Below are 25,372 nucleotides of genomic sequence, written 5' to 3' on the forward strand. Positions count from 1 at the left end.
CTCACTTCCTCGTCCCGGCCTGCGGTTCGCGGATCAGGAACGCGGCCAGGGCCGGTAGCAGCAGGATCGCGCCAAAGACGTTCACGAGGAACATGAAGGCCAGCAGGATACCCATGTCGGCCTGGAACTTGAGTGGGGAGAAGGCCCAGGTCGCGATCGATGCCGTCATCGTCACGGCGGTGAACACCGAGGCGGTTCCGCGCTGCTTCAGCGCCTCGACGAAGGACTCCCGCAGCGGGCTGCCGGCTTGCATCTCGTGCTTCATCCGTTCGAAGAGAGGTTTCAGCAAAGGCAGGGTAGTCATCTCGCTCCCGGAACCATAAAAAAAAGGACCGTCATGCTGACGGCCTGGTGAATTCACCACAAGGAGAGTCCGGGTAAGGTCAGGGGCAAGACCCGTGACACACTCCGCCAAAGTCAGCGCAGATGGTTCGCGATTAATTCGAGACCGGACTGGGAAACCGGAAAGGCCTCAGGGGAGTAATGCGGAACGGCCAAATCCGGGGCGGTTCGCGTCGTGTCGCGGGCATCGCCATACGCGAGGGTGAGCGTACCCTGGGTCGGGATCCCGGCGAGCGATGTAGCCAGCAGGGCTAGCGCAAGCGCCAGCGGGACGATATGCCGTGAGCGGTTGTTCCGTTTGAACATGATCGTCTCCTCCTGGATGGCTTGCACAGGGTCAAGTTACGCCAGCGCAGCAAGACTTTCGCCCCCCAAAGAGGGGAGGGTGCGGGGAGGGAGGGCCAGTGAATCGGGCATCAGCCTGGCGGCCTGATATTCGATGGCGGAGCGCGAACGCTCAACGGGAAATGTCGCGCGCCTGCTTTGTTGCAGTGATGTTCGCCGCAGCGACGAAGTGCTGTATTGCCCGGCCGGGAGCCCAGGAATCGATGACGGAGCGGCCGTGTTGTGCAATGGCGATTTCCGCGGATGCGAAGCCGGCTTCGCGAAGCATCGCGGCGAGCCCCTCCAATGCGGTCGCGCCGGCAACACAGCCGGTGTGGAGCGCCAGCTCTCCGTGCAACTCGACCGGTAGCAGCGCCACGGCGACAATGTCTGCCACCGCAAGACGCCCCCCCGGTTTCAGCACCCGCCAGGCCTCCGCGAAGATGCGTTGCTTGTCGGCGCAGAGATTGATGACGCAGTTCGACATCACGACATCGAAGCTGGCATCGGGAAAGGGGAGGGATTCGATCTCGGCCTGGACGAAGCTCACGGTCGGGACGTCCGCATCGCGCGCGTGCCGGGAGGCCAGGCGGACCATCTCGGGCGTCATGTCGACGCCGACCACGCGTCCGCGACGGCCGACCTCGACGGCCGCAGCGAGGCAGTCGAAGCCGGCGCCACACCCGAGGTCGAGGACCCAGTCGCCCGGCGTAAGGCCGGCAATCGTGGTGGGACTGCCGCAGCCGAGGCCGCTGTGTGGGGTGCAGGCCAGTGGCCTTTTGCCGGGAACCACCGCAGCCGCCTTGGTCGCGGCATCCGCGTAGGCCTTGCGCACCAGCGGACGCAGGGCATCGGTCGCCATGGCGCCGCTCACGAGTCCCTGGCGCAGTCGGCCGATTGGCCTTCCGCGCGCCGATACTTGATGTTGTAGAGGCAGAAGGGCATCAGCTTGCCCTCTGCGGTGAGCTTGTGCACGCAGCAGCGGCGCGCGCGTTCCTGGTCGAAGCAGTGCGCGTCCATCATGCCGTGAAAGCCCACCGCGAAGAAGTCGGCGCCCTCGAGCGCTTCGGCGAGCCGTTGGCGGGCATCGCCGCTGCCGTCGCCGCATCCGCAGCCGGCGCTGTCGCAACCGAGTTGCCGCAGCAGGGTATCCCAGTCGCTGAAATCCGCCACGTGCTGGCGCAGACGCTCGTCGCCGACCAGTCGGCTGAGCGGCAGAAGTTGCCCGTCCTTGTCGATGACGACATAGGCGAGTAAGCCGCAGCGCGGGTCGGGACAGGACATCGGCAGGAGGTCGCCAGCGCGCAATCGGCCTTCGCTCTGCGTTTCGATCGCATGCAGGAAGTGGGTGGCGGTAAAGCGTCGGTGGCTCTGCGCGAGTTCGCGGGGATAGCGGCCGGACAGCACCACCGACTGGAAATTGATGCCGGTGAGGCGTTGTTCGGCGGCGAACCGTATCAGGGGCCACAGCGCCTGGTCGTTGATGCCGGGTACCACGGTCACGGCGAGCACCACTTGCAGGCCTGCGGCGCGGCAGTGCTCGATGGCTTGCAGCTTTTCGGCGCGCAGGTCGCGACCGCGGATGAATTCGCTTTCGCCCGCCTCGAGGCCGTCGAACTGCAGGTACACGCCCGTGAGTCCCGCAGCGCGCAACTCGACTGCCAGGCCCGGATTACGGGCGAGTACCAGCCCGTTGCTGTCGATTTCCATTTTCGTGAAGCCCAGGGCGTGGGCGCCACGGACGATTTCCACCAGATCGGGATGGACAGTGGGCTCGCCGCCGGCAAACTGCAGGGGAACCGGTTGGCCCTCGGTGTCGAGCAGGCTCTGCAGCGCGCCGAGGACCTGCTCGCGGCTCAACTCGGCACCCTTTGCCTTGGCATCGGCCAGGCACACGGGGCAGGGGAGGTTGCAGCGCTGCGTGATCTCGACGATCGCCAGGCAGGTGTGCTGGTCGTGCGCGGGACACAGGCCGCAATCGTCCGGGCAGCCCTTCGCTTCGGGCATGCTCACGCGTGCCGGGCGTTTGACGAAACGCGGCGAACGGCGCATGCGTTCGTAGCTGGCGATATCGGTCGCGATGAGGCTCTCGAACGCGCCGTGCTCGGGGCAGGTCTTGCGCATGACGACGCCGGCCGGGCTCGACGACACCCTGCCCGGGATGCTTGTCAGGCATTCGGGGCACATGCTCATGACGTCATGGCCGAAGCGCAGCCCACCGCGGATGTCGATACGGGTGCTTGCGCCTGGCGCGGCCGGGTCGGACGGAGGCTGGCAGGACCGGTCGTTCATTCGAGTTCGACCATGATGCAGGCGAAGACCAGATTGCGCTTGAATCCGGGAAGGTCGGACGTGGTGAGCGTGAAGCTGCGCGTCGGCCAGTCCGGTTGTCCGATTTCATCGTTTGCACCAAGGATGTCCGCGATGTCCTCCTCGACTGTCTCGAGGAACTCCGCCTCGGACGCCATTTCGCTGACGAAGACGACACGGTAGCCTTGGTCTGCCAACACCTCGATTCTCACTTTCTTCCACGGTTTGGAGGGCAGTGCGAGCATGGTTTAGGCGCCTCCTTACACGCGTCGAAGTCGATCTGGATTGCGCATCTGAACCCCTCGGCGTTCGTCAGGTTCCATCCTTGGCCAGCAAGGTGGCGGCGATCTCTGCCGCCCGGGAAGTGTAACGCGCACAGCGACGGTGCAATTGGCGATCGCGGAAAACGGCCTGGCCTTCGGGGGTGCCGATATCGCAACCGAGCAGCTGGTCGCAATTGCGTGCGCCGAACTCCGCTTCGAACGCGCGGACAAGCTCCCGGGTTGCCGAATAGGCGGCATCCGCGGTTTGTTCCGCACTGCTGCGACCCAGCGACAGACCGAGGCCCATGATGGCACCGGTGAGGGCCCCGCAAGGCCCGCAGGTGCGCGACATGCCGCCGCAGAAGGCGGTCGCCATCTTCGGGATCAGTTCCGATTCGAGGCCTTGGGCTTTGGCCAGCGCGGTCAGCACCGCTTCGGCACAATACAGTCCCGACGCCGAAGCTTCCTCCGCCAGACGGCGGACGTCGTCGGCCGAGAGCGGTGCCATCGATGCGTCGGTGTTCATCGCGCGGCTCCTCGGCAAGGTAAATCAGCAGGCGATGCCGGCTCCGCCGTCGACCACGACGTATTGCCCGGTGATGTGGCGCGAGGCCTCGGTGGCGAGGAACAGCGCGGTTCCCTGGATGTCCTCTTCGGCCCCGAGGCGGTGCAGGGGCGTGCTGGCGATGAGCGCTTCGCCGATCTTTTCGAGATGGCGCGCGGACATCTTGGTCGGGAAGTAGCCCGGGCAGATGGCATTCACGTTGATGTTGTACTTGCCCCATTCGGAGGCGAGCGCCCGCGTGAAATTGACCACCGCTCCCTTGCTGGTGTTGTAGGCGATCGTGGTGGTGCCGACCGGACCGCCCGCCAGTCCGGTGACGGACGCGATGTTGACGACCTTGCCCGATTTGCGGGGAATCATGCAGCGTCGGCCGACTTCCTGCGTGAGGAAGAACAGGCCATTGATGTTGAGATTCATGACCTTGTTCCACGCGTCCGCCGTGTAGTCCTCGGCCGGCGCGCCCCAGGTGGCGCCGGCATTGTTCACGAGGATGTCGATGGTGCCGAAGCGGTCGATCACCTGATCCACCATGTTGGGGATCAGCTCGAACTTCGACAGGTCGTTGGAAATCGTCATGACCTCGATGCCCAGGGTCTTCAGATGGACCTCGGCTTCCTTCAGTTCGTCGGCCTTGCGTGCCGTGATCGCAACCTTTGCGCCCATCTCGCCCAGAGCCTCGGCCATGCGCAAGCCGAGTCCGCGCGAGCCGCCGGTGATCAGGGCAACCTTGCCGGTGAGGTCAAACAGATTCTTTACGCTCATGGTCCTTTCTTCCTCTATCGATGTCTTTTCGAAGTGCAGGGCGCCCGCAGGCGCGTAGCTCATGACAGGGTCCGACTGTCAGATTTGCCGCGTCGCGCCCTGCCAGTACTTGTCGCGCAGATCGCGCTTCTGCACCTTGCCGTTGGCGCTGCGCGGCAGTCGATCGATGAAGTCCACCGATTTCGGCGTCTTCACGCTGCCGAGTTTGCCTTTGCACAGCGCGATGATTTCCTCTGCGCTGGCCTGCTTGCCCGGACTGAGCTCGACCACCGCCTTGACGGCTTCGCCCCACTTGTCGTCGGGGATGCCCACCACGGCGCAGTCCTGCACCGCCGGCAGACTGTTGATCACGCCTTCGACTTCGGACGAGTACACGTTGAAGCCGCCGGTGATGATCATGTCCTTCTTGCGATCGGTGATGTGCAGGAAGCCTTCCGTGTCCAGGTAGCCCACGTCGCCGGTATGCAGCCAGCCGCCAATGACGGTTTCGGCTGTCTTCGCCGCGTCCTGGTAATAACCCTCCATCACGTTGTCGCCGGCGACGCAGATCTCGCCGACCTGACCGTCGGGTAGTGCCTTGTTGTCGTCGTCACGGATGGTGACGCGCAGGAAGGGGAAGGGACGCCCGCAGGACGACAGCCGTGCTTCGGGCGCGATGTCGCCGTTGACGAAATGCTCTTCGGGACGCAGGCAGCTGATGCTGGCGGCCGCCTCGGTCTGGCCGAAGGCCTGGATCATCACCGGGCCGAAGGTCTTCAGCGCCCGGCGCAGCTTCTCCGGGGACATTGGCGCCGCGCCATAGAGGAAGTAGCGCAGCGAGGAGAAGTCGCGCTCGGCGATGCCCGGCAGGTCGAGCAGCACGTAGATCACCGTCGGCGGCAGGAAGAATTCGGTGACGCGGTGCTTTTCGATGGCATCGAGGAGCAGGGTCGGTTCGGGCCTTGGCAGTATCACGACCTTGCCGCCGCGCAGCGTCGCCATCAGCGAGAACACGCCGGCGGTGTGGGTGAGCGGGGCCGCGGCCAGGTTGACGGGCTTCTCGTCCGCGGGATAGTTGAGCGCCGACAGGTAGTTGGCCACCATGGTCTGCAGCGCACGGTGGGTCGTCATGACGCCCTTGGGTTTGCCGGTGGTGCCCCCGGTGCTCATCAGCGCGCAGACGTCGTCGTTGTCGGACTGCACATCGGGGCACGCTTCCGACTGCGCCGCGGCCCATTTGGGCAGGGACAGCGCGTCGGGTGCGTCGCCGTCGATGCAGATGAAGTGGCGCACCTTCGTCAGCTGCGGACGCAGCGCGACCACCTGGGCGGCAAAGGCCGACTGGAAGAACAACACCTCGCAGTCGAAGGTGTCCAGCACGTAGGCATTTTCCTCCGCGCCGTTGCGCGGGTTGATCGGCATCCAGGCCATGCCGGCGCGCCAGATCGCCAGCGTACACAGCCAGCCCGTCGGATCGTTGGCGGACCAAACCGCGGCCTTGGCCTCCTTGCGGCAGCCCAGGCCCAGCAGCCCGTTGGCGACACGATTGGTGAAGAGCCGGGCTTCGCCGTAGGTTGTACGCTGCTCGCCGAAGATCAGGTAGTCGGCGTCCGGGTCGATGCTGCAGCCGCGATCGAAGAAGTCGATGATTGCCATGGCTTAAATTTCCTTCACCATCTTCGCGTAGCCGAAGCGCTCCAGCGTGGCCAGCACGTTCTTGTAGCCGAAGGCCTGCGACGGGCTGTGGAAACCGACGGGGGGCGTCGTCATGCGCAGCAGGCAACTGGCGACGAAGGCCTGCAGCAGGCCGGTCTGCTGGTAGCCGCTGTGGCTGTAGATCGTGTATTGGACGCGCCCGGTGAGACCGGTGCCGGTGGCGGTGTCCCAGTTGCGCGCGGTCAGCGGGTTCTCGCGCGGCGGCATGCCGCTCTGCACACCGTCGGCGATCTTGGCCAGCGCCTTGATCTGCTCTTCTTCCGGCAGGTTCTTAAGCTCGTTGTGGTACAGCTTGTTGATGCCGATGATCTGCTCGGCCAGTTGGCGGTTGCCGAAGGCGCACAGGGCCTTGAGGTTGCGGATGCGCGGGTGGCTGGTGAACCACAGCGGGGGCGCCAGCCCGGCACCGGGGATGCCGAGCACGGTGCGGGTGGTGAAGGGCGCGGTCATCTCGGCGCTGTAGGCCGGCGGCCACGCGGTCAGCTGGCCGTTCTCCAGGAAGTATTCCTTCGCGCGCGCCATCTGCACCAGGGTGTGGGCCGAGCCGACCGTCGGCGTGACGGCCGGAATCGTGACGGCCTCGATGGTGTCGATGTCCTCATGCTCGGCGCAGGCGTGGCAGGCGATGTCCATCACCGCGTTCTGGTAGGCGGTGCAGGGACCGAAATAGAGGCCGCGCTTGGCGAACCCGGCGCTGTACTTGTCGCGCATGTCCAGCATGAAGGCCTGTTCGCCGGTCGTGTCGAGATAGTGGCAACCAGCTTCGAGGGCAGCCTGGACGACGGTTTCGCCGTACAGCAGGAAGGGGCCGACGACGTTGCACACGACCTTGGCGCCCGAAAACAGCTTGGTCAGCGCGGCGACGTCGTGCTCGACGACCGCCAGTTCATAGTCGGCGGTCTCGATCCCCGGCACGCGCTTCATCGCTTCCTCCAGTCGCTCGCGGTTGCGACCCGCGGCGATGAAGGGAATCTGGTAGTGGCGCAGGAATTCGCAGGTCAGTTGGCCGGTGTAGCCGCTGGCGCCGTAGACGACGACGGGTTTCTTGCTCATGGAGGTCTCCAACTCAGGTGTGAATCCGTTGTTATTGCTTCTGGAAGATGTGCACAAAGCCCGCGCTGCCGAGCCCGCCGTTGTGCTGCAGCGCGGTGCGCGCACCTTCCACTTGGCGGGCGCCGGCTTCGCCGCGCAACTGCCAGACGAGCTCGGTGATCTGCGCGAGGCCGGTGGCGCCGAGCGGGTGTCCCTTGGAGAGCAGGCCGCCGGAGGGATTGACGACGTAGCGCCCGCCGTAGGTGTTCTGGTCGTCCATCACAAAAGACTGCATGTCTTCGTCCCTGCACAGGCCGAGCGCGGCGTAGGTGATGATTTCGTTGCTGGTGAAGCAGTCGTGCAGTTCGACGACGTCGATATCTTCCGGTCCCACACCGGCGCTTTCGTAGGCCAGTTGGGCGGTCTCCCGGCTCACGCCGCGGAAGATCACGTCGAGCGGATTGTCGCTGTCGAAGTATTCCTGCCGGTCGCTGCGCCAGCCCTGACCCACGAGACGTATATCGCTGCGGATGCCGTGCTTTTTGGCGAAGGCCTCGCTGCAGACGATGACCGCCGCGGCGCCGCAGCTGGGCGGGCAGGCGTAGAGCTTGCGCAGGCCGCGGTAGATCTGCGGCGATTCGAGTACGTCGGCTTCCGTCAACGGATCACGGAAGATGGCAAACGGGCTGGCGGCGGCATGCCGGCGCGCCTTGACCGCCACGCGGGCCAGCGCCCGGTCGGTCACGCCATAGCGTTCCTTGATGGCATCCACCTGGGCACCGAAAAGCTGGATGGCCGGCGGCAACTTGCGCTCTTCGTCGGTGTAGTGCATCAGATTGGCGACCGCACCGTTGTGCCGATGGATCGGGTTGATGCGATCGGGGAAGATGAAATCGAGGGCGCCGGGCACCATCTGCTCGAAGCCGACGGCCAGTGCGCAATCGACCTGGCCGCCCTTGACGGCCTGCGACGCCAGCGCGAAGGCCGTCGAGCCGCTCGAGCAGTTGTTGTTGACGTTGACGATGGGCACGCCGTTGATGCCCACGTTGTAGAGCGCCGCCTGTCCGGAGCAGGAATCGCCATAGACGTAGCTGGCATAGGCCTGCTGCACCTGGTCGTAGACGATGCCTGCGTCCTTGAGCGCCCCGCGCGCCGCTTGAGCGCCCATGACATCGTAGGATTCGCTCTTCCCGGGCTTCTTGAACGGAATCATGCCGACGCCGGCAATCACGACTTGGGTCATTCCCTGTTTCCTTTTCGAATTGGTTGATCGGCGCGCTTACAGTCCGTGCTGCTGCTTGTACCAAGTGCTGAGCCAGCTGCCGCCGACGAGGCTGAGCAGGTTGTTCTCGCCATCCTCGATCAGCGCCGCGCGGGCATCGCGGAAGATCTTCTCCACCGGGTATTCCTTCGTCAGGCCGTTGCCGCCGAACATCTGCAGCGCCTCGCTGGCGACTTCGAAGGCGGCCTGGGTGACGTAGGTCTTGCTGGTGATGGAGCCGAGGACGTGGGGGCCGTTGGGGCCGTAGTTGTAGTTGACGACGCGGTGGGCCATGGCGCGCGCGCTCTCCACCTTGCGCCACATGTCGAACAGGCGGGCGCGCACGCTTTGATGGTTGATGATCTGCGTGCCGCCCTGCTTGCGCTCGTGGGCATAGGCCAGGGCGTGCTCGAAGGCGGCCCGTGCCACGCCGGTGAAAGTGAGCGCCATTTCCATGTTGGCGAAGGTGAGGGCGCCGAAGAACGCGCCGTGCGCGGTGTCCTTGCCCGCGATCACGTATTTCTTCGGGATCACCACGTCGTTGAAGTAGATCTCGCCCTGGGGCAGGGGGCGCTGGCCGATCTTGTCCAGCGGCTTGCCCTTGGTGACGCCCTTGTCGAAGGGCACCAGCGCGGCGATGTAGTTGAGACCGCCCTGGTCGTTCCACAGGCCGTCGCCATAGTCGCACTGGCAGAAGACGAAGCCGGTGTCGGCCACCGGGGCGCCGCTGACCCACGCGGAACATTGACCGGTGATCACGACCTCGTCGCCGACGACCTTGGCGAACAGGTTGCCGCGACCCTGTTTGGTGCCCGGATGGACCTGGGTGGCCTGGATGTCGCCCAAGTCGCTGCCGCGGTCGGGTTGCGTGCCGACCCAGCAACCGATGCCGTTGCCGAAACGGTCGATGAGTTCGGCGTCGCCCGACATGTAGGCGGCGAAGGCCGGGAAGGCCGTGGCGAGCGAGAAGATTGCGAGACCCGGGTCGCCCCAGCCCAGTTCCTCGAAGATCAGCGGCAGCATGCGCGCCTTCTGCTCCGAGCTCATCGCGCCGACCGCCTGCAGGTCGAGCAGGCCGATCTCCTTCATCTGCCTGACGTAATCCCACAGCGGGGAACCGGCCGCCACGACCTCGTCCGGTGTCATGTGGTCGAGCTTGCGGCCGATCGGGCGCATCACCTCTTCGGCAAAACGGTGTGCGACCTCCTGGATGGCGCGCTCTTCCTCGGAGAGTTGGGCTTCGAGGCCGGCCATGCCGAGCGTGGGGTTCGGGATTCTGTCAAATGCAAACATATATATCACCGCGCTGGATTAGAAAATTGGTCCTGCCAATGTCTATGGCGATAAAGGCGAAATCGCGATCAATTGGAATTGAATTCGGTCTTTGCCTTCCCCAACACATCGAAGCCCTGCTTATTTGCCAATGGAACAATTAACTTGGCTGGGTCCTGAATTGGATTTCGCTCTTTTCCGATTCTTAAGTTGCGACCTAAATATCAGGCATCCGATTTGATTGGTCACCCCCCCAGGTGAGGTGGGCTGATTAGAGTCCCAGGGCGGAGCGATAAACGACCGTCCAGACGGCCACCCAGCCAGCGCAACCGAGGGCCGTCAGGAGCAGCCGGATTGCCGCACACGTGATGCCGCAATCCGGGTCTTTCCGAGAGATATCGATTTGCATGGACAAGAAACCTCCTGTCCATCGTGACGCTGAGATCACGACGGTTCGGCGAGTTTGACGATGTCGGTTACCCCGCTTCTTACGTCCTTCCCGCGGAGTCGCGGCGGTGCGCTCGGGGTAGCGCAGGGCGCTTGGGCCTAGGCGGCCAATCGGACGGACTTTTCCTGCAATTGATCTTTGCTTTCGCGATGGTTCGGGTCAGGAAAAATACAGTCCGAAAGGCAGACTTCCATGCATTGCGACTTCGCGAAATGTCCGACGCACTCCGTGCATTTGGTCGGATCGATCACGAAAATGTCTTCGCCCGGAGCGATTGCCTCGTTCGGGCACTCCATTTCGCACATGCCGCAATTGATGCAGTCAGAATTGATCAGTAGTGCCATGTCTTCCTCCTCGTGTGTCCCCGATGCCTCGTGGCCGCGGTGAGACGTTTTCGGCTTGATGCTCGTGAGCGGTATTTAGCGCGTGGGCGTCTCAAGAGCGTTTGACGCTCAAGGTCATCGACTTGACAATCCGTGACAGCGGGGGGCAGGCGCCTGAGCGCCGACCGCTACGAGATCGGCTTGCCGCGAGTCGTTGGTTCGACGGCTGGCGGTGAGCAACAGCAGTGAGGGGCGCCGGCCGAACGCCGGCGTACTGAATGCTATTGGTGCGTCTGCCGAAAGCTAGATCGCTTCAGGTCTGTCGCTCAGGTGCGTTTGGCGCCAGATCGTGGCGGTGCAGCCGAAGCGGCTGGAAAACCATCTCGAGAAGGCCGACGGCTCCGAGAATCCCAGCAATTCCGCCAGATCCTTGAGCGGGCGCTGGGAGTTGCTCAAGTATTTGACGGCCAGATCGCGCCGCGCACCGTCGAGGATTTCGGAGAAGGTTTGTCCACTTCTTTGCAGATGACGATGCAGCGTGCGGCGATCGAGCCCGAGGTGCTGGGAGACCACTTCGACCGAGCATCGACCCGTCGGCAGCAGCAGCCACACAAGTTGCCGCACGTTTTCCGCGGGTGACTGCGCCGGTTCCGTGTTGATGACCTCGAGCAACTTCTGCATGTAGCGCGCCGTTTCCGGATCGTAGGTCGGCAGTGGATCATCGAGAATCGCCGCGCGGCAGATTATTCCGTCGATATTGCTGTTGAACTGGACCCGCGTATCAAACACACGGTGATGCACGCGCAGGTCGCTCGGCGCGGAATGGCGAAAACACACGGCATTCGGATGCCATTCGTTGCCCAGCAAGACGCGCAGTGTTCGGTACAGCACGCCAAGCGATAGTTCGGTTGCCTGGCGAATTGGTTCCGGTCGATCCGGCATCAACTCTTCGCGGATGATCAGAACACCGTCGGCCTCCTCGAACAGGAACATCGCCGCCTCGGCTTGCAGGTGGCAGTAGTTGCGTATCGCCTCGAGCGCCTTGCGCATCGTCGGTTGGCTCTTCAGGACGATGCCCAGCGGCCCGAGATTCGAGAGCTGGCGCCCCTCCGCCAGGCGCAGACCAAAATTCTCCACCCCGGCTGCCGTCGCCGAGTTTTCCAGCAACTGTACATAGGCAGAAAACGGAATCTTCGTGTCGGGGTTCGACAGGCATGCCGGGCTGATATTGACCCGGCGCAATTCCTCCAGCGGCGAAATATTCAGCGATTGCGCCAGCTCGACGTAATTGGTCAGGCCCGCACTGCGATGAAGCTTTTTCATGGCCATTACTGAATTCGCCCGCGAAAGGAATAACGCAGATTTAACTCTATCTGCGTGTCACCAAATGTCAAGTTGCTGTCTTTGCAGGTCAATCCCGCGGGGCCCGAAGTCCTTAATGTGGCACCACGCAGACCAAATCAAAAATTTTTGTTGGAGGAGCGAATTATGAGCGAGAGCAGCTTCAGGATCGCCGACGTAATTGACCCGAGGAAAATACCCGAGGTGCAGCCGGTGACCACCGTCGGCATCGACATCGGTTCCCGGCAATCCAAGGCGGTGATGATTAGCGGCGACTATATTCATACCGCCATTACCGCCAGCGGCGTCCATCCCGCGGAGACGGCGAAGCGCCTGGTCGACAAGCTGCTCAAGGCGTCGGGGCGGGAGCGCAGCGACATCGCCATGATCACCGGCACCGGCTATGGCCGGATCGCCCTGCAGTTCGAGGGCATCCCCGCCGAAGTGATCACCGAGATCACCTGTCACGCGATGGGGGCCCACTATCTCAACGCCGACACCCGCACCATCATCGACATCGGCGGCCAGGACTGCAAGGCCATCAAGCTCGACACCAGCAACGGCCGCGTCACCGAGTTCGCCATGAACGACAAGTGCGCCGCCGGTTCCGGCCGCTTCCTGGAGAAGACCGCCGAGATGCTTGGCTATCAGCTGCACGAGCTCGGCACTCGCGCCATGGCCTCCACCAAGGAGATCCAGATGAGCAGCCAGTGTGTCGTCTTTGCCGAGTCGGAAATCGTTTCCCTCAAGGCCAAGAACGAGAAGGGCGAGGACATCGCGGCCGGCGTCCATTTCGCCATTGCCCGCCGGGTCTGCAACCTGGTCAACCGGATCGGCCTCGACCCGGAGCTAGCCTTCTCCGGCGGGGTCGCCAACAACATCGGCGTCAAGCATGCGCTTGAAAGCCTCTTGAATCGCCCCTTCGTCACGCCGCGGCTCAATGCCGTGTTCGCCGGATGCCTGGGGGCGGCCGTGATCGCCCAGCAAAAGATTTGCGGCACGGCCCAGTTCGATACAACCCCGCAGGAAATGGAGGTGGAGGCATGAGCACGCTTCACGAAAACGTTTCGGCAGAGCGCAGCCTGGCCTTTGCCGACATCATCGACCCGAAGCTGGTTCATGAGCTGACCGGGGTCACCTCGATGGGCATCGACATCGGGTCGCGCAACTCGAAGGCGGTGCTGCTGCACGAGGGCCGCCTCTACACCGCCCTGCTGCCCACCGGCCTCGACATGCAGGATACGGCCAAGGAACTGCTGGAAGAGCTGTACGAAAACGCCAATATCACGATGGAAGACATCGATTTCATCGTCGGCACGGGCTACGGCCGGATCGCGCTGAAATTCGACACGGTGCCCAGCGAGATCCTCACCGAGATCTCCTGCCACGCCATGGGCGCCCACTACCTGAACGCCGGCACCCGCACCATCATCGACATCGGCGGCCAGGACGCCAAGGCCATCCAGGTGGATCCGGAAACCGGCAAGGTGGTCAAGTTCCGCATGAACGACAAGTGCGCGGCGGGCACCGGGCGCTTCCTCGAAAAGGCAGCGACCCTGCTGGACCTCACGATGTTCGACGTGGGGCCCGAGTCCATGAAGTACACCAAGGACCTGGAAGTCAGCGCCCAGTGCGTCGTCTTCGCCGAATCCGAGGTGATTTCCCACCGCGCCAAGGGCGAGACGTCGGCCGACATTTCCGCCGGGGTGCACCTGGCCTCCGCCAAGCGCGTCGTCGGCCTGTTGCGCGCCATTCCGCTGGAGTCCGACATTGTCTTCACCGGCGGGGTGTCCAACAACGTCGGCATGAAGCACGCCCTGGAGCGTCTGCTGGGCCAGAAGATCGTGCAGCCCAAGCTCGACATGGTCTTCGCCGGCTGCCTGGGCGCCGCGGTGTATGCCCAGCGCCTAGCCATCGAGAAACGCGGGGCAAAAGTGGCCATGGTGGCCGAGAAGTTCGACGTGTCGGACCTGACCCGCCGCATCGAGGATGCCGAGGTCTCCCTGATCGAGCGCAAGGACGTCAAGAAGGTCGGCTACCTTTGCACCTACACGCCGCCCGAGCTCTTGACCGCCGCCGGCGTCGCCTACGGGCGCATCGACAAGTGCGGCACGCCCTCGGTGGTGGCCGAAGGCGAAGTGATCGTCAAGAGCGTGTTCTGTGACATGGCCAAGAGCGTCATCGGCCACTTCCGCACCAAGGACCCCTTCCACGACGCCCTCGACCAGGTGGTCACCTTCTACACCTGCGACACGATGCGCGCGACTTCCAACGCGATCAACCATTACTTCAAGCCGTCCTACGGCTACGTGGTGCCGCGGACGGGTGACAAGCCCAGCGCACGGGACTTTTTCCGGGGCGAAATGATCGCCTTCAAGAACGATCTGGAGAAGCTGACCGGCAAGCCGGTCGAAGAAGCCAAGATCCGCGAGGCGATCCAGCTGCACCGGAAACTGCGCCAGACCATCCACAAGATCTCGGATCTGCGCAAGCGCAACCGTCCGCCGCTTTCAGGCAGCGATTTCCTGGAAATCACCCGCGCCTACCGCAGTCTTCCGGCCCAAGAGCAGCTGCCGATCCTCGAGGATCTGCACAACCGCCTGGCGGACGTTCCCGACGACGACACGCCCCGTCTGCGCATCATGATCTGCGGCGGCATCATGGCCGACGGCGACCGGCGGCTGATGGACCTGCTGGAAAAGGACATCGGCGTCAATGTGGTGGTCGAGGATCACTGCACCGGCCTCTCCCCGTTCTACTACGACATCGAGGAAACCGACGATCCCTACCGCGACCTCGCCAACGCCTACCTGGATCAGGCCCCCTGCGCCCGCCAGTCGCCGCTCACCAAGCGCATCGACTTCGCCGGCAACCTGGCCCAGGAATACAAGGTGGACGCGGTCATTTACTACACCCTCAAGTTCTGCCCGTCCTTCTCCCAGACCAAGGGCCTCTTCATGCGCCGCTTCCACGAGATCGGACTACCTGCTCTGGAGCTGGACACCGACTATTCGCAAGGCGACACCGGCCAGATCAAGACCCGCCTCGAGGCCTTCGTCGAAGTTCTCAAAGAAGCTAAAGGAGAGCAAGCATGCAAGCAGTAATGGAAAAGGCTTCCGCGATGGAAAAAGCCCCCAGCGTCCCCAACGAACCGCGCAACCAGCTTGAGTACATCGAGCAGAGCCGGCAGGCCCACGGCTATTCCAAGGGCATCCAGAAGCTCTACGATCTGGCGCTCTCCTATATGCCGGACGCCGAAAAGGGCAACCAGGAAGGCAAGCCGGCCGTATGGTCCACCGGCCTGATGGAAGCCCCCCTGCTGTACGCCTGCGACACGATTCCGGTGGCGGTGTACGACCTCGGGCGCCTCTCCGCGGCGGAGGGTGCGGCGGAAAGGGCGGAGGAACTCTTCGACATGCCCAAGGAAACTTGTTCCATGGTTTCCGCACTGCTTGGCGAGTGGTACCTGCGCAAGGACAACTCGATGAAGAAGGTGGTGGCCCTGTCCACGGTCTGCGAGCCCCTCAACATGGGCTACGAGATGATCAAGGAGTTCGGCTTCGACATACACCGCGTCGAGCAGGTGATCCGGCCGGTCCATGGCGGGGACGAGCGCCTGGAGCAGATGGTCAAGTTCCTCGCCAGCGAACTGGAAGACGTGGCGGTCTTCCTGACCGGCAAGCCGGTGGATGAGGAGAAGATGCGCTTCGAGATCAAGCGTCTCAACCGCCTGATGGCCAAATTCCGCGAGATCATCCAGCTGCGTGTCAGCAACCCGCTCTACATCAAGAGCCTGCCCGTGCTCTTCCTGCTGATGGGGTCGGCCCACTACTTCGGCAAGCCGGACGAGTACGAGGCCATGCTCGATCAGCTGATCGAGGAACTCAAGACCGCCCCCTACGTCGAGTCTCCCCTCGGAAAAATCGTGCCGCTCACCTGGGTCGGCGCCCGGGGTCTGGAATTCGGGGTCTTCAAGGCGGTGGACGACATGGGCGGCGCGCTGCTCAGCTGGTTCACCCCGAACCCCTACGACCGCGTGTGGAACGAGGAGATTCCGCCCCTCGAGTCCATGGCCCGCTTCATCCTCGACTACTTCGTCACCGGATCGCCGGTGAACCAGATCAAGTACATCGAGAAGATGATCGAGGAGACCGGTTCGAAGGGGATGTTGTTCTACACCTACATCGGCTGCCCGTATGGCGGCATGCACGTCGAACTGTTCCGCAACCATTTCCACCAGAAGGGTGTGCCGAGCTCCTTCCTGGAAGGCAGCTGGCAGGTGGGGGCGCCGTCCGGGCAGTTGCTGACCCGCGTCCGGGCCTTCGTCGAGATGCTGTCGTGAGGGACATGAGCCCAAGCGGCGTGCGTTGAGGCATGGATCGGGGTTGGACGGCGGTGCCGCTCAATCCCGATCGTGCATGAACAGTTCCATCAAATGTTCCAGAGGACGACGGTCATGGAGACAAAGAAAGACATTTATTGCTTCGTTTGCCCCAGTCACTGTGCGCTAAAAGCCACTTTCGACGAAAACGGCAAGATGATAAAGGTCGTTGCCGACGCGGGTAGCGGACAGCATGTCGACATCTGCGACTGCCGGAAGGGGCCTATCACCATTCCCGAAGCGCATAGCCACGGCAAGCGCCTGCAGTTCCCCATGAAGCGGGCGGGTGAGCGCGGCGAAAACAGGTGGATCCGGATCACCTGGGACGAGGCGCTCGACACCATCGCCGAGAAGATGAAGCACTACAAGGCGACCTACGGCCCCGAGAGCATCGCCATGGTCCTGGGTGAACCCAAGAGCATGGACTACGCGTTCGCGCAGCGCTTCGCGACCTTCCTGGAAACCCCCAACGTCATCACGCCGGGCAACTATTGCGGCGTGCAGACCGGCCACGCCGATCAGTTCTCCATCGGCACGATGCACGTCCTCGGGGACACCGGGTATGACCCGAAATGCATCATCATCTGGGGCTCCAACCCGCAGAACACCGGCAGCAACTTCCGTTGCTTCACCCAGAAGGATGTGGCGCGGGCGATGAAGAACGGCGCCAAGCTGATCATGATGGAGCCGGGCAAGAACCGCTATTGCGAGAAGGCCGATCACTGGCTGCGTCTCAAGCCCGGTTCCGATGGATCGCTGGCCATGGGCATGGCCAAGGTGATCATCGACGAAGATCTGTACGACAAGGATTACGTCGCCAACTACACGGTCGGCTTCGAGGAACTGAAGAAAGAGGTCGCGAACTTCACGTTGCAGGACGTGGCCGATGAGACCTGGATCGACATCGAGACGATCCGCACGGTCGCGCGTACCTACGCCACCGCCAAGCCCGGCCTGATCATGTGGGGCAACGCGCTGGAGAACTCGATCGCGGCGCTGCAGATCTGCCGCGCCGTCAGCATGCTGCGCGGCCTGACGGGCAACGTCGGGGTCGAAGGCGGCGAGCTGATCAACACGCCGGCGAAATTCGGCCGCCCGGGCCGCTTCTATTTCGACCGCAGTCATCCCCGTCCGACCCACAAGTCGATCGGCAAGGAATTCCCCATCGCGATGGGCGCGGCCTACGTGCCGACGCAGTCGCTGGTGCAGACGATCCTTTCCGAGGATCCCTACCCGGTGAAGATGGCGATGTGCCACGTCACCAATCCGCTGCTGACCTATCCGGATTCGGTGGCCACCTACGAAGCCTTCATGAAGGTGCCGTTCCTCGTCGTCGCCGAGATCTTCCCGACCTCGACCACTGCGATCGCCGACATCGTGCTGCCGGCGGCCTTGCCGCTGGAGCACAACTCGCTCGCCTACTGGCCGGCCTGGCTGGGCCACATCCGTGCCCAGCCCAAAGCCGTCGAGCCGCCCGGAGAAGCCTGGCCGGACGCCAAGATGATCAACGAACTGGCCAAACGCATGGGCATGCGCGAACACTTCTTCGAAGACTGGGAAGAGTGCCTCGACATCATGATGGCCGACTCGGGCATGACCTTCAAAGAGTTCTGCGCGCCCGACAAACGCGTCATCCATCCGACCAAGCATTACCTCAAGGACAACCCGGACGGCTACTTCAAGACGCCGTCGCGCAAGTTCGAGTTCTATTCGCAGCAGATGACCCAACTGGGCATCAGCCCCTTGCCCACGTTCAAGGAAGTCTCGGCGCAGCGCTTCAGCAAGGAGCAGTGGGAGCGCTATCCGCTGCACCTGACCAACGGCAAGGAAGGGGCGTATTTCTCCTCCGGCTACCGGCACATCGAGGGCATGAAGAAGTACAGCGCCGAGGCGATCTGCGAGTTGAATCCGCGGACCGCGTCCCGGTACGGGCTCAAGGAAGGCGAGATGATCTGGATCGAATCGCGCAAGGGGCGCATCCAGCAGCGCCTGAAGATCTCCGAGCACGTGCACCCTAACGTCATCGTTGCTGCTTTCGGGTGGTGGGATACCGAGGCGGAAAACAACGAATACGACTGGCGCAAATACAACATCAACATCCTCACCGAAGGCGATGGGGCCAACTGTCCGGCGACCGGTTCGGTGCAGTTGCGCGGCATTCCCGTTCGCGTCTATTCCGAAGAACAGTCGTGGGGAAATCCACCCGCTGACGCGTAGTTTCAAGGCCGCGGCGGGGAGGGGGCGCAACAGGGCCCCCGGCCGCCGCGCATTCCGGTTCGATCGATTGAAAGAGGGAATCTTATGGATTCACCCGTTGTTACCTTGACCAGGAACGGCGCCATCGCCGTCGTCACCATCGACCGCCCGCCGGTCAACGCGCTCTCTGCCGATGTGCGCCGCGGTTTGCTGAACGCCTTCGAGGAACTCGCCGGCGACCCGAGCGTTGCGGGCGCGGTTCTCGCCTGTGCCGGACGCACTTTCGTCGCGGGGGCTGAGATCTCCGAGTTCGGCACCGACGCCTTTTCCGAGGCGGATCCGAACGACGTCCATGCTGCCATTGAAAACCTGAATATTCCGGTCGTTTGTGCACTGCACGGCACGACGCTCGGCGGTGGCATGGAACTCGCTCTCGCCTGTCATTACCGCGTCGCCACGCCGACCGCCAAACTGGGTTTGCCGGAAGTCACGCTCGGTCTGTTGCCGGGCGGGGGCGGGACTCAGCGTTTGCCCCGTCTGATCGGCGCTGCCGATGCGTTGGACATGATGCTCTCCGGCGCTCCGGTGTCGGCCCAGACCGCACTCGACAAGGATCTCATCGACGTGATCGTCGAAGGCAACCTGCTCGAAGCCGCGCAGCGTTTCGTGGGGGAACTGATCGCCACGCGCGCACCGCTTCGTCTGGCGAGTGAGGGGGAGGTCGATCGGGCCAGTGTCTCGCCGACACTGTTTGCCGATACGCGAGCCGCGCTGGCGAAGAAGGCCCGAGGCGCCATCGCGCCGGCACGGATCGTGGACTGCGTCGAGGCTGCGATAACCATGCCTTTCGCCGACGGACTCAAGTACGAGCGCGACCTCTTCGTGGAGTGCATGAACTCGCCGCAATCGGCCGCACTGCGTCATGCGTTCTTCGCCGAGCGCGATGCTAGCAAGATTCCCGGCATCGCCAAGGATGTGCCGCTGCGGCCGATCAGGAAGGTCGGGATCGTCGGTGCCGGGACGATGGGCGGCGGCATCGCCATGAATTTCCTCAATGCCGGTATTCCCGTCATCCTGCTGGAAGTGAAGCCCGATGCGCTGGAGCGCGGCCTGGGCATCGTTCGCAAGAACTACGAGGCGACAGCGAACAAGGGTCGAATGACGCTCGAACAGGTCGAGCAGCGCATGGCGCTGTGCAGCGGTTCGCTCGACTATGTGGACCTGCACGACTGCGATCTCGTCATCGAGGCCGTGTTCGAGAGCATGGACGTCAAGAAGGCCGTGATGGCCCGCCTGGGCGAGGTCTGCAAGCCCGGCGCGATCATCGCCACCAACACCTCGACGCTCGACGTTGACGTGCTGGCCGCAGCCAGTGGCCGCGCGGCGGATGTGGTCGGCATGCACTTCTTCAGCCCTGCCAATGTGATGCGCCTGCTCGAGGTGGTGCGCGGTCGCGACACGGATCCCGCGGTGCTGGCGACGGTGATGACCTTGGCCCGGAAGATCAAGAAGGTGGCCGTCGTTTCAGGCGTCTGTTTCGGCTTCATCGGCAACCGCATGCTCGAACCTTACCTGCGCGAATGCGAGGCTCTGCTGCTGGAAGGTGCAACGCCGACGCAGATCGATCGCGCCATCGAGGCCTTCGGGATGGCGATGGGGCCGTGCCGCATGATCGACATGGCGGGCGTCGATGTGGCCGCCAAAGTCGTGCTCGAACGCCGCAAGGATGGGGCGCTTCCGGCCGATCCGGGCTATCGGGTTGCATGTCAGATGTTGTTCGAACTCGGTCGCCATGGCCAGAAGACCGGTGCCGGATATTACCGGTACGAGGGGCGCACGCCCGTGCATGACGCCGAGGTCGATCGGATCATGGAGGGGCTCGCCAAGCAATACGGCATCGCCCGCCGCAACGACGTCAGCGACGAGGAAATCGTGGAGCGTTGTCTGTACCCGCTGATCAACGAAGGGGCAAAGATCCTCGAGGAAGGGATCGCCTACCGTGCGGGCGACATCGACATCGTGTGGCTCAACGGTTACGGCTTCCCGGCGCTGAAGGGCGGGCCCATGCATGCCGCCAATGTCATCGGCCTCGAGCAGATCGTGGCATGCCTCGAACACTATGCCGGCCAGCGCGGCAACGCCTACGGCTACTGGACCGTGGCCGGGCTCGTGGGGGATCTGGCGGTCGCCGAGCGAGAGTTCGGTGACGCTTGAGGCGCGGGATCGTCGGGGTGCCGAGGAGGCGACAGCGCTGGAACGGCTCCCGCGGCACGGTCGACTCCCCGGCGAGGGGCGGCCGCGGACAAGGGGTCGCAGGCCCCGGAAAACAAGTGGGAGGAAAGTAGCCATGACCATGCCGCAAAGAGAGCCAATGACGGAGCTGCCCGCAGGGCGGGAGCCGACGCTGCGGGTGATGCCCTCGCCGGCGGATGTCAATTACACCGGGGACATATTCGGCGGCTGGATCATGTCGCAGGTCGATATCGCCGGCGGCATCCTCGCCATCCGCCGTGCCGGCGGGCGCGCCGCGACCGTGGCGGTGAATTCCTTCGCCTTCAAGCAACCGGTGTTCGTGGGCGATATCGTCAGCCTGTACGCGCAGATCGTGCGGGTGGGGCATACGTCGGTGACGGTCGAGGTGGAGGTGTACGCGCAGCGTTACTTCTCCGAGAACGTGATCGTGAAGGTGACGGAGGCCACGCTCACCTATGTGGCCGTGGACGACGAGCGCCGGCCGCGCCCGTTGCCGCCCCTGTCGAGTGAGTCCATGCCCCGGGCGTCCGTGCCGGCGTGACCCGCCCGGCGTATCGAATGAATCATCCAACAACCTGTTCTGGGATCTGAATCATGAAAGAAGCTGTCATCGTTTCCACTGCGCGGACCCCGATCGGCCGGGCCTTCCGCGGTGCCTTCAACAACACCAAGTCGCCGACGCTGATGGGCCACGCCCTGAATCATGCGGTGCAGCGTGCCGGCATCGACGCGGCCGAGATCGAAGACGTGATCGTCGGCACGGTCCTGGCGGCCGGTACTGCCGGCATGAACATCGCGCGCAATGCGGCGCTTGCCGCAGGAATTCCGGTCACGGCCGGGGCACAGACCGTCGATCGTCAGTGCTCTTCCGGTTTGATGGCGATCGGCATGGCCGCCAAGCAGATCATCGTCGACGGCATGGAAGTCGTGGCGGCGGGGGGGCAGGACAATATCTCGGCGGTCCAGGCGGGCTATTTCGAATGGGCGGCCAAGGACAAGGATCCGAACGTCGAAAAGTTCGCGCCCCATGCCTACATGCCGATGCTTCTGACCGCCGAGAACGTCGCGAAGAAATTCGGCATCTCCCGCGAGGTGCAGGACCTGTACGCCCTGTCATCGCAGCAGCGCACGGCCGCCGCCCAGGAGGCGGGCCGTTTCGACCAGGAAATCGTGCCGCTGACGACCATGATGGCAGTGGTGAACAAGGAGACGAAGGAAGTCTCGTACAAGGAAGCGACGCTCGCCAGGGACGAGGGCAATCGCGCCGACACCACCCTGGAAGGGCTTGCCAGCCTGAAACCCGTGGTCGAGGGCGGGTGCATCACGGGCGGCAATGCGAGCCAGCTGTCTGACGGCGCCTCGGCCTGCATCGTCATGGAGCGCAAGCTCGCCGAACGCCGCGGCCTGACCCCGCTGGGCATCTACCGGGGTATCGCGGTGGCCGGCAACGCCCCGGAGGAAATGGGCATCGGTCCGATCTACGCCATCCCCAAACTGCTCAAGCAGCACGGTCTGAAGGTGGGCGATATCGGCCTGTGGGAGCTCAACGAGGCCTTCGCGTGCCAGGCCCTGTATTGCCGGGACCATCTCGACATCGATCCGGCGAAATACAACGTCAACGGCGGCGGGATCTCCGTTGGCCACCCCTATGGCATGACCGGCTCACGTCTGGTCGGCCATGCGCTGATAGAAGGCAAGCGACGCGGTGTGAATTACGTTGTTGTCACGATGTGCGTCGGCGGCGGCATGGGGGCTGCGGGGCTGTTCGAGGTTTGCTGACCCGGGACGGGTAGCGCGCAGGGACCGGGACCGGAGCATCAACTCCCGTGCGCCGCGTCACCGGTCCCGTGCCGCGAATGTACGTGTGATTCCGTTTCGTCACCGACTGCGATAGTCTCTACCACACCTGTCCGAAGAGCCTCTGCGCGTACCTGCGGAATGACAACCGAAACGGCGAATCCCGAATTCGTACTCAAGAGCACGCCGCCGCGCGTGCCCAAGGACCAACTGCTGCGAGGCCGTCTCAGCTGGGACGGCGAGGATCTCCGGCACAAGACGATCATCGAAGTCATCGCCCCGGCTGGCTTCGGCAAGACATCGCTTCTCGGCCAGTGGCGACGCGAGGCACTGAATCTCGGTGCGCTCGTCGCGTGGCTGACGCTCGACGACCGGGACGACGTTGCCCGCTTTACCGGCGGGCTCGCGTATTCGATGAGGGTGGCGAGCGGACGGCCGACGTTCGAGCGGGCCGTCGCACAGCTGATCCGCCAGGGCAGCAGCGACTTCGAAGGCCTGACCGCGTGGCTTGCCGAAGTCGCGAATCTCGGCGCCGAGACGGTACTGATCCTCGACGAGGCGCAGGCAGCTTCGGATGCCGTTCAGCAATCGCTGCTCTATCTGATCCTCAACGCGCCGCCGAATCTCCGCGTCGTCCTCGCTTCCCGCAAGGCGCTGCGGCTGCCGCTTTCGGGTTTCCTGGCGCGGGGCCTGTATGCCTCCGTCGGTGCGGACCGGCTGCGCTTCACTCGCCAGGAAACGGTCGAGATCCTGAAGGCGCGATTCAAGGATCGGATCGACGCCGAATCCTGCATGCGCCTGCACGAAAAGGCGGCCGGCTGGCCGCTGGGGCTCCAGCTGGCGATGGTGGTCATTGAACGCCAAGCCGATCTGAACGCGGCGATCGCGACGATGGATGCCGCGACGGGTGATCTCGAACGCTATTTCCTCGAGGGCCTGCTGCGCGATCTGGAGCCGCGCATCGTCGAATTCCTCGTCCGCATCTCGCTCCTCGACGCCTTGCAGGTCGATCTGTGCGCATTTGTCTCCGGCTACGAGGATGCTCCCGAAGTGCTGGCGCGCGTGCGTGATTCGCTGCCGATCTTCGCCGACGGGCTCACGACGGACTGGATCCGGTTTCACCCCATGGTGCGCGAGTTTCTCTTCGGGCAGCTGCGCAAGCGTCCCGACGGCGAGCGGCAGGCGCTGCACGGGCGAGCGGCGCGCTGGTTGGCCGACCATGGCATGCGCGAGGCGGCGGCGGACCAGGCTCTCGCGGCGGGCGAGGATGCACTGGCATACGGCCTGATCAGTGAATGCATATACGGTGCCGCACTCGAAGGCGACCATGTCCGTCTGATGTACTGGCTGGAGCGCATGCCGCCCGAAGAGCTCGAGCGCCATCCACGCACGCTGCTCGGTGCCGCCTGGGTGCTTGCCTTGAGCGAGCGGCACCACGAGGCGACCCGGCTGATCGAGAAGGTGCGCGGAATTTCCGCTGCTCCGGTGGAAGAACGTTTCGAGAGCGCTTTGATCAGTGGCGCGGCGGCCTATTTCGCCGACCGGATCGACGCGATGGAGAATATTCTCGCCCCATGGAAGGGGCACGAGGGTTCGTCGCCGCCGACCCTCAAGGCGATCTACGCCAATTGCACGGCGGTTGCCCAGATCTACCGCGGCAATCCAGAGCGTGCGAGACATCTGATCCGGGCGGCGTACGTCGACGTGCCCGCCGGACTGCATGCGGTGCGCGGCTGGGCCGAGTGGGGGATCGGCTTCAGTTATATGTGGGAGGGGCAGGTGCAGCTCGCGCAGGAGTGGCTCGCCGAACCTTCGCGGCGCGCGGACGACGCGATCGGCCGCCGCAATGGCGTGAGCGCGATGCTGGCCTCGGCATTGGCGATGGCCCACTGGGAGCTCGGCGACACGGATGCGGCGGAAGACGTGCTGGTGGGACGGCTGGACGTGCTGGAGCACGTCTCGGCGCCTGAAGCGATCGTCATGGGATACCAGGTTGCCGCCCGGCTTGCGCGAATGAAGGGGCAGCATCGACGTGCGCTCGATCTGCTGGACAATCTCTTCGCCCTCGGCGAAGTCCGCAATATGCCGCGTTACTGCGTCGCGAGCCTGTTCGAACAGGCGCGCATGCACATGATGCAGGGACGCGCGCGATCCTGTCTCGAGGCATGTGAGCGCCTCGAAGAGATGGCGCCCGAATTGGAGACGAACACCCTCCTTGGGCGCCTGCTGCTGCTGCGCATGGGCCTGGCCCGCGGTTACGGTGCGATCGCGAGCGGCGATTGGGAAAAGGCCCTGGCGATCCTCGAACCCCTGCACGACGAAACGGAAAAGCTGCGTCGCGGGCGGGAAGGCGTGGAGACCAAATTCCTCATCGCGCTTGCGTGCAGGCATCGTGGCCTGGAATGGAAGACCCGGCTGGACGAGGCAGTTGGCCTCGCCGATATCTTCGGGATGCGGCGCGCGCTCAACTATCTGAAGCCGTTGGTCGGCGAGTGGGAGAGCGGGGAAGTGGCCGGCGACGAACTCGTGCCGGAACGTCCGCCTGTTCCGCAGCGGCGGACAGCGGTTCCCCCCTCCTATGCGACGGTCGTCAGGACGGGCGGGCTACTGACCGCGAAGGAAGAAGAGATTCTTCAGTTGCTCGGGCGCAATCTGTCGAACAAGCAGATCGCGAGCGCCTTGAGCATCAGCGACGAGACCGTCAAGTGGCACGTCAAGAATCTGTTCGTCAAATTCAATGCGGGCTCGCGACGGCACGTGGTCGACCGCGCGCGGATGCTGGGTATCCTCAACGATCCGTACTGAGC

21 protein-coding genes are annotated in these 25,372 nt (G+C 63.8%); 8 read left to right on the forward strand and 13 right to left on the reverse strand.

All coding sequences use genetic code 11. From position 1 onward, the window contains the following. Position 1 precedes the first annotated feature (1 nt). The 13 genes from GPA25_RS16870 to GPA25_RS16930 all read right to left on the reverse strand — a co-directional run bounded on the left by GPA25_RS16870 (position 2) and on the right by GPA25_RS16930 (position 11,920). Positions 2 to 304, reverse strand: a complete 303-nt coding sequence (locus tag GPA25_RS16870) for an MMPL family transporter (protein WP_211163187.1) — start codon at positions 302 to 304, stop codon at positions 2 to 4. Positions 305 to 417: 113 nt separating this feature from the next. Continuing rightward, positions 418 to 648 carry a hypothetical protein gene (locus tag GPA25_RS16875; RefSeq protein ID WP_169261572.1) on the reverse strand — a complete coding sequence of 77 codons (231 nt, stop codon included), beginning with the start codon at positions 646 to 648 and terminating at the stop codon, positions 418 to 420. 151 nt (positions 649 to 799) lie between these two features. After that, positions 800 to 1,528, reverse strand: a complete 729-nt coding sequence (locus GPA25_RS16880; RefSeq protein WP_169261573.1) for a methyltransferase domain-containing protein — start codon at positions 1,526 to 1,528, stop codon at positions 800 to 802. A gap of 8 nt (positions 1,529 to 1,536) precedes the next feature. Next, positions 1,537 to 2,958: a radical SAM protein gene (locus GPA25_RS16885; protein ID WP_169261574.1), complete on the reverse strand. Its 1,422-nt coding sequence runs from the start codon at positions 2,956 to 2,958 to the stop codon at positions 1,537 to 1,539. Then, entirely contained in the window at positions 2,955 to 3,221 is a 267-nt protein-coding gene (locus GPA25_RS16890) for a hypothetical protein (RefSeq protein WP_169261575.1), read from the reverse strand. Before GPA25_RS16890 ends, GPA25_RS16885 begins: the two co-directional genes overlap by 4 nt. Before the next feature lie 67 nt (positions 3,222 to 3,288). Continuing rightward, entirely contained in the window at positions 3,289 to 3,765 is a 477-nt protein-coding gene (locus tag GPA25_RS16895; protein WP_246265785.1) for a C-GCAxxG-C-C family protein, read from the reverse strand. Positions 3,766 to 3,789: 24 nt separating this feature from the next. After that, positions 3,790 to 4,566, reverse strand: coding sequence for an SDR family oxidoreductase (locus GPA25_RS16900; RefSeq protein ID WP_169261576.1), 777 nt, complete (start codon positions 4,564 to 4,566; stop codon positions 3,790 to 3,792). Between the two features lie 78 nt (positions 4,567 to 4,644). After that, on the reverse strand, positions 4,645 to 6,201 hold the full coding sequence (locus GPA25_RS16905) for an acyl-CoA synthetase (protein ID WP_169261577.1): 1,557 nt from the start codon (positions 6,199 to 6,201) through the stop codon (positions 4,645 to 4,647). 3 nt (positions 6,202 to 6,204) lie between these two features. Then, complete coding sequence (locus tag GPA25_RS16910; protein ID WP_169261578.1) at positions 6,205 to 7,314, reverse strand: saccharopine dehydrogenase family protein; 1,110 nt, start codon at positions 7,312 to 7,314, stop codon at positions 6,205 to 6,207. A gap of 31 nt (positions 7,315 to 7,345) precedes the next feature. Then, positions 7,346 to 8,536: a thiolase C-terminal domain-containing protein gene (locus GPA25_RS16915; RefSeq protein ID WP_169261579.1), complete on the reverse strand. Its 1,191-nt coding sequence runs from the start codon at positions 8,534 to 8,536 to the stop codon at positions 7,346 to 7,348. Between the two features lie 36 nt (positions 8,537 to 8,572). Then, positions 8,573 to 9,847, reverse strand: a complete 1,275-nt coding sequence (locus tag GPA25_RS16920; protein ID WP_169261580.1) for an acyl-CoA dehydrogenase family protein — start codon at positions 9,845 to 9,847, stop codon at positions 8,573 to 8,575. A 525-nt stretch (positions 9,848 to 10,372) separates the two neighbouring features. Then, positions 10,373 to 10,618, reverse strand: coding sequence for a YfhL family 4Fe-4S dicluster ferredoxin (locus GPA25_RS16925; protein WP_169261581.1), 246 nt, complete (start codon positions 10,616 to 10,618; stop codon positions 10,373 to 10,375). A 282-nt stretch (positions 10,619 to 10,900) separates the two neighbouring features. Then, the gene (locus GPA25_RS16930; protein WP_169261582.1) at positions 10,901 to 11,920 is read right to left on the reverse strand and encodes an AraC family transcriptional regulator; all 1,020 of its coding nucleotides are present in this window, start codon (positions 11,918 to 11,920) and stop codon (positions 10,901 to 10,903) included. A gap of 165 nt (positions 11,921 to 12,085) precedes the next feature. Here GPA25_RS16930 and GPA25_RS16935 point away from each other — a divergent pair, with 165 nt between their 5' ends. From GPA25_RS16935 to GPA25_RS16970, 8 genes are all read left to right on the forward strand, one after another. Then, positions 12,086 to 12,985 carry an acyl-CoA dehydratase activase gene (locus GPA25_RS16935; protein WP_169261583.1) on the forward strand — a complete coding sequence of 300 codons (900 nt, stop codon included), beginning with the start codon at positions 12,086 to 12,088 and terminating at the stop codon, positions 12,983 to 12,985. Further along, a complete protein-coding gene (locus GPA25_RS16940) occupies positions 12,982 to 15,042 on the forward strand; it encodes a 2-hydroxyacyl-CoA dehydratase (RefSeq protein WP_169261584.1) in 2,061 nt (686 codons plus the stop codon). Before GPA25_RS16935 ends, GPA25_RS16940 begins: the two co-directional genes overlap by 4 nt. After that, positions 15,030 to 16,280 (forward strand): 2-hydroxyacyl-CoA dehydratase family protein, encoded by a 1,251-nt coding sequence (locus GPA25_RS16945; RefSeq protein WP_169261585.1) that lies wholly within the window; start codon positions 15,030 to 15,032, stop codon positions 16,278 to 16,280. Before GPA25_RS16940 ends, GPA25_RS16945 begins: the two co-directional genes overlap by 13 nt. A 195-nt stretch (positions 16,281 to 16,475) precedes the next feature. Next, positions 16,476 to 18,536, forward strand: a complete 2,061-nt coding sequence (locus tag GPA25_RS16950; protein ID WP_169261586.1) for a molybdopterin-containing oxidoreductase family protein — start codon at positions 16,476 to 16,478, stop codon at positions 18,534 to 18,536. Positions 18,537 to 18,620: 84 nt separating this feature from the next. Further along, entirely contained in the window at positions 18,621 to 20,729 is a 2,109-nt protein-coding gene (locus GPA25_RS16955; RefSeq protein ID WP_169261587.1) for a 3-hydroxyacyl-CoA dehydrogenase NAD-binding domain-containing protein, read from the forward strand. A 133-nt stretch (positions 20,730 to 20,862) separates the two neighbouring features. Beyond that, positions 20,863 to 21,309: an acyl-CoA thioesterase gene (locus tag GPA25_RS16960; protein ID WP_169261588.1), complete on the forward strand. Its 447-nt coding sequence runs from the start codon at positions 20,863 to 20,865 to the stop codon at positions 21,307 to 21,309. Between the two features lie 53 nt (positions 21,310 to 21,362). Then, positions 21,363 to 22,547 (forward strand): acetyl-CoA C-acyltransferase, encoded by a 1,185-nt coding sequence (locus GPA25_RS16965; RefSeq protein WP_169261589.1) that lies wholly within the window; start codon positions 21,363 to 21,365, stop codon positions 22,545 to 22,547. 159 nt (positions 22,548 to 22,706) lie between these two features. Further along, positions 22,707 to 25,370: a winged helix-turn-helix domain-containing protein gene (locus GPA25_RS16970; RefSeq protein ID WP_169261590.1), complete on the forward strand. Its 2,664-nt coding sequence runs from the start codon at positions 22,707 to 22,709 to the stop codon at positions 25,368 to 25,370. Positions 25,371 to 25,372 lie beyond the last annotated feature (2 nt).

The sequence above is a fragment of the Aromatoleum diolicum genome (assembly GCF_012910955.1).
Classification (GTDB): Bacteria; Pseudomonadota; Gammaproteobacteria; order Burkholderiales; family Rhodocyclaceae; genus Aromatoleum; species Aromatoleum diolicum.

Bases quoted from the DNA above. Each gene is read 5' to 3' on its own strand.
- GPA25_RS16870 (WP_211163187.1), bottom strand. From the start codon at position 304: ATGACTACCCTGCCTTTGCTGAAACCTCTCTTCGAACGGATGAAGCAC.
- GPA25_RS16875 (WP_169261572.1), bottom strand. From the start codon at position 648: ATGTTCAAACGGAACAACCGCTCACGGCATATCGTCCCGCTGGCGCTT.
- GPA25_RS16880 (WP_169261573.1), bottom strand. From the start codon at position 1,528: ATGGCGACCGATGCCCTGCGTCCGCTGGTGCGCAAGGCCTACGCGGAT.
- GPA25_RS16885 (WP_169261574.1), bottom strand. From the start codon at position 2,958: ATGAACGACCGGTCCTGCCAGCCTCCGTCCGACCCGGCCGCGCCAGGC.
- GPA25_RS16890 (WP_169261575.1), bottom strand. From the start codon at position 3,221: ATGCTCGCACTGCCCTCCAAACCGTGGAAGAAAGTGAGAATCGAGGTG.
- GPA25_RS16895 (WP_246265785.1), bottom strand. From the start codon at position 3,765: ATGAACACCGACGCATCGATGGCACCGCTCTCGGCCGACGACGTCCGC.
- GPA25_RS16900 (WP_169261576.1), bottom strand. From the start codon at position 4,566: ATGAGCGTAAAGAATCTGTTTGACCTCACCGGCAAGGTTGCCCTGATC.
- GPA25_RS16905 (WP_169261577.1), bottom strand. From the start codon at position 6,201: ATGGCAATCATCGACTTCTTCGATCGCGGCTGCAGCATCGACCCGGAC.
- GPA25_RS16910 (WP_169261578.1), bottom strand. From the start codon at position 7,314: ATGAGCAAGAAACCCGTCGTCGTCTACGGCGCCAGCGGCTACACCGGC.
- GPA25_RS16915 (WP_169261579.1), bottom strand. From the start codon at position 8,536: ATGACCCAAGTCGTGATTGCCGGCGTCGGCATGATTCCGTTCAAGAAG.
- GPA25_RS16920 (WP_169261580.1), bottom strand. From the start codon at position 9,847: ATGTTTGCATTTGACAGAATCCCGAACCCCACGCTCGGCATGGCCGGC.
- GPA25_RS16925 (WP_169261581.1), bottom strand. From the start codon at position 10,618: ATGGCACTACTGATCAATTCTGACTGCATCAATTGCGGCATGTGCGAA.
- GPA25_RS16930 (WP_169261582.1), bottom strand. From the start codon at position 11,920: ATGAAAAAGCTTCATCGCAGTGCGGGCCTGACCAATTACGTCGAGCTG.
- GPA25_RS16935 (WP_169261583.1), top strand. From the start codon at position 12,086: ATGAGCGAGAGCAGCTTCAGGATCGCCGACGTAATTGACCCGAGGAAA.
- GPA25_RS16940 (WP_169261584.1), top strand. From the start codon at position 12,982: ATGAGCACGCTTCACGAAAACGTTTCGGCAGAGCGCAGCCTGGCCTTT.
- GPA25_RS16945 (WP_169261585.1), top strand. From the start codon at position 15,030: ATGCAAGCAGTAATGGAAAAGGCTTCCGCGATGGAAAAAGCCCCCAGC.
- GPA25_RS16950 (WP_169261586.1), top strand. From the start codon at position 16,476: ATGATAAAGGTCGTTGCCGACGCGGGTAGCGGACAGCATGTCGACATC.
- GPA25_RS16955 (WP_169261587.1), top strand. From the start codon at position 18,621: ATGGATTCACCCGTTGTTACCTTGACCAGGAACGGCGCCATCGCCGTC.
- GPA25_RS16960 (WP_169261588.1), top strand. From the start codon at position 20,863: ATGACCATGCCGCAAAGAGAGCCAATGACGGAGCTGCCCGCAGGGCGG.
- GPA25_RS16965 (WP_169261589.1), top strand. From the start codon at position 21,363: ATGAAAGAAGCTGTCATCGTTTCCACTGCGCGGACCCCGATCGGCCGG.
- GPA25_RS16970 (WP_169261590.1), top strand. From the start codon at position 22,707: ATGACAACCGAAACGGCGAATCCCGAATTCGTACTCAAGAGCACGCCG.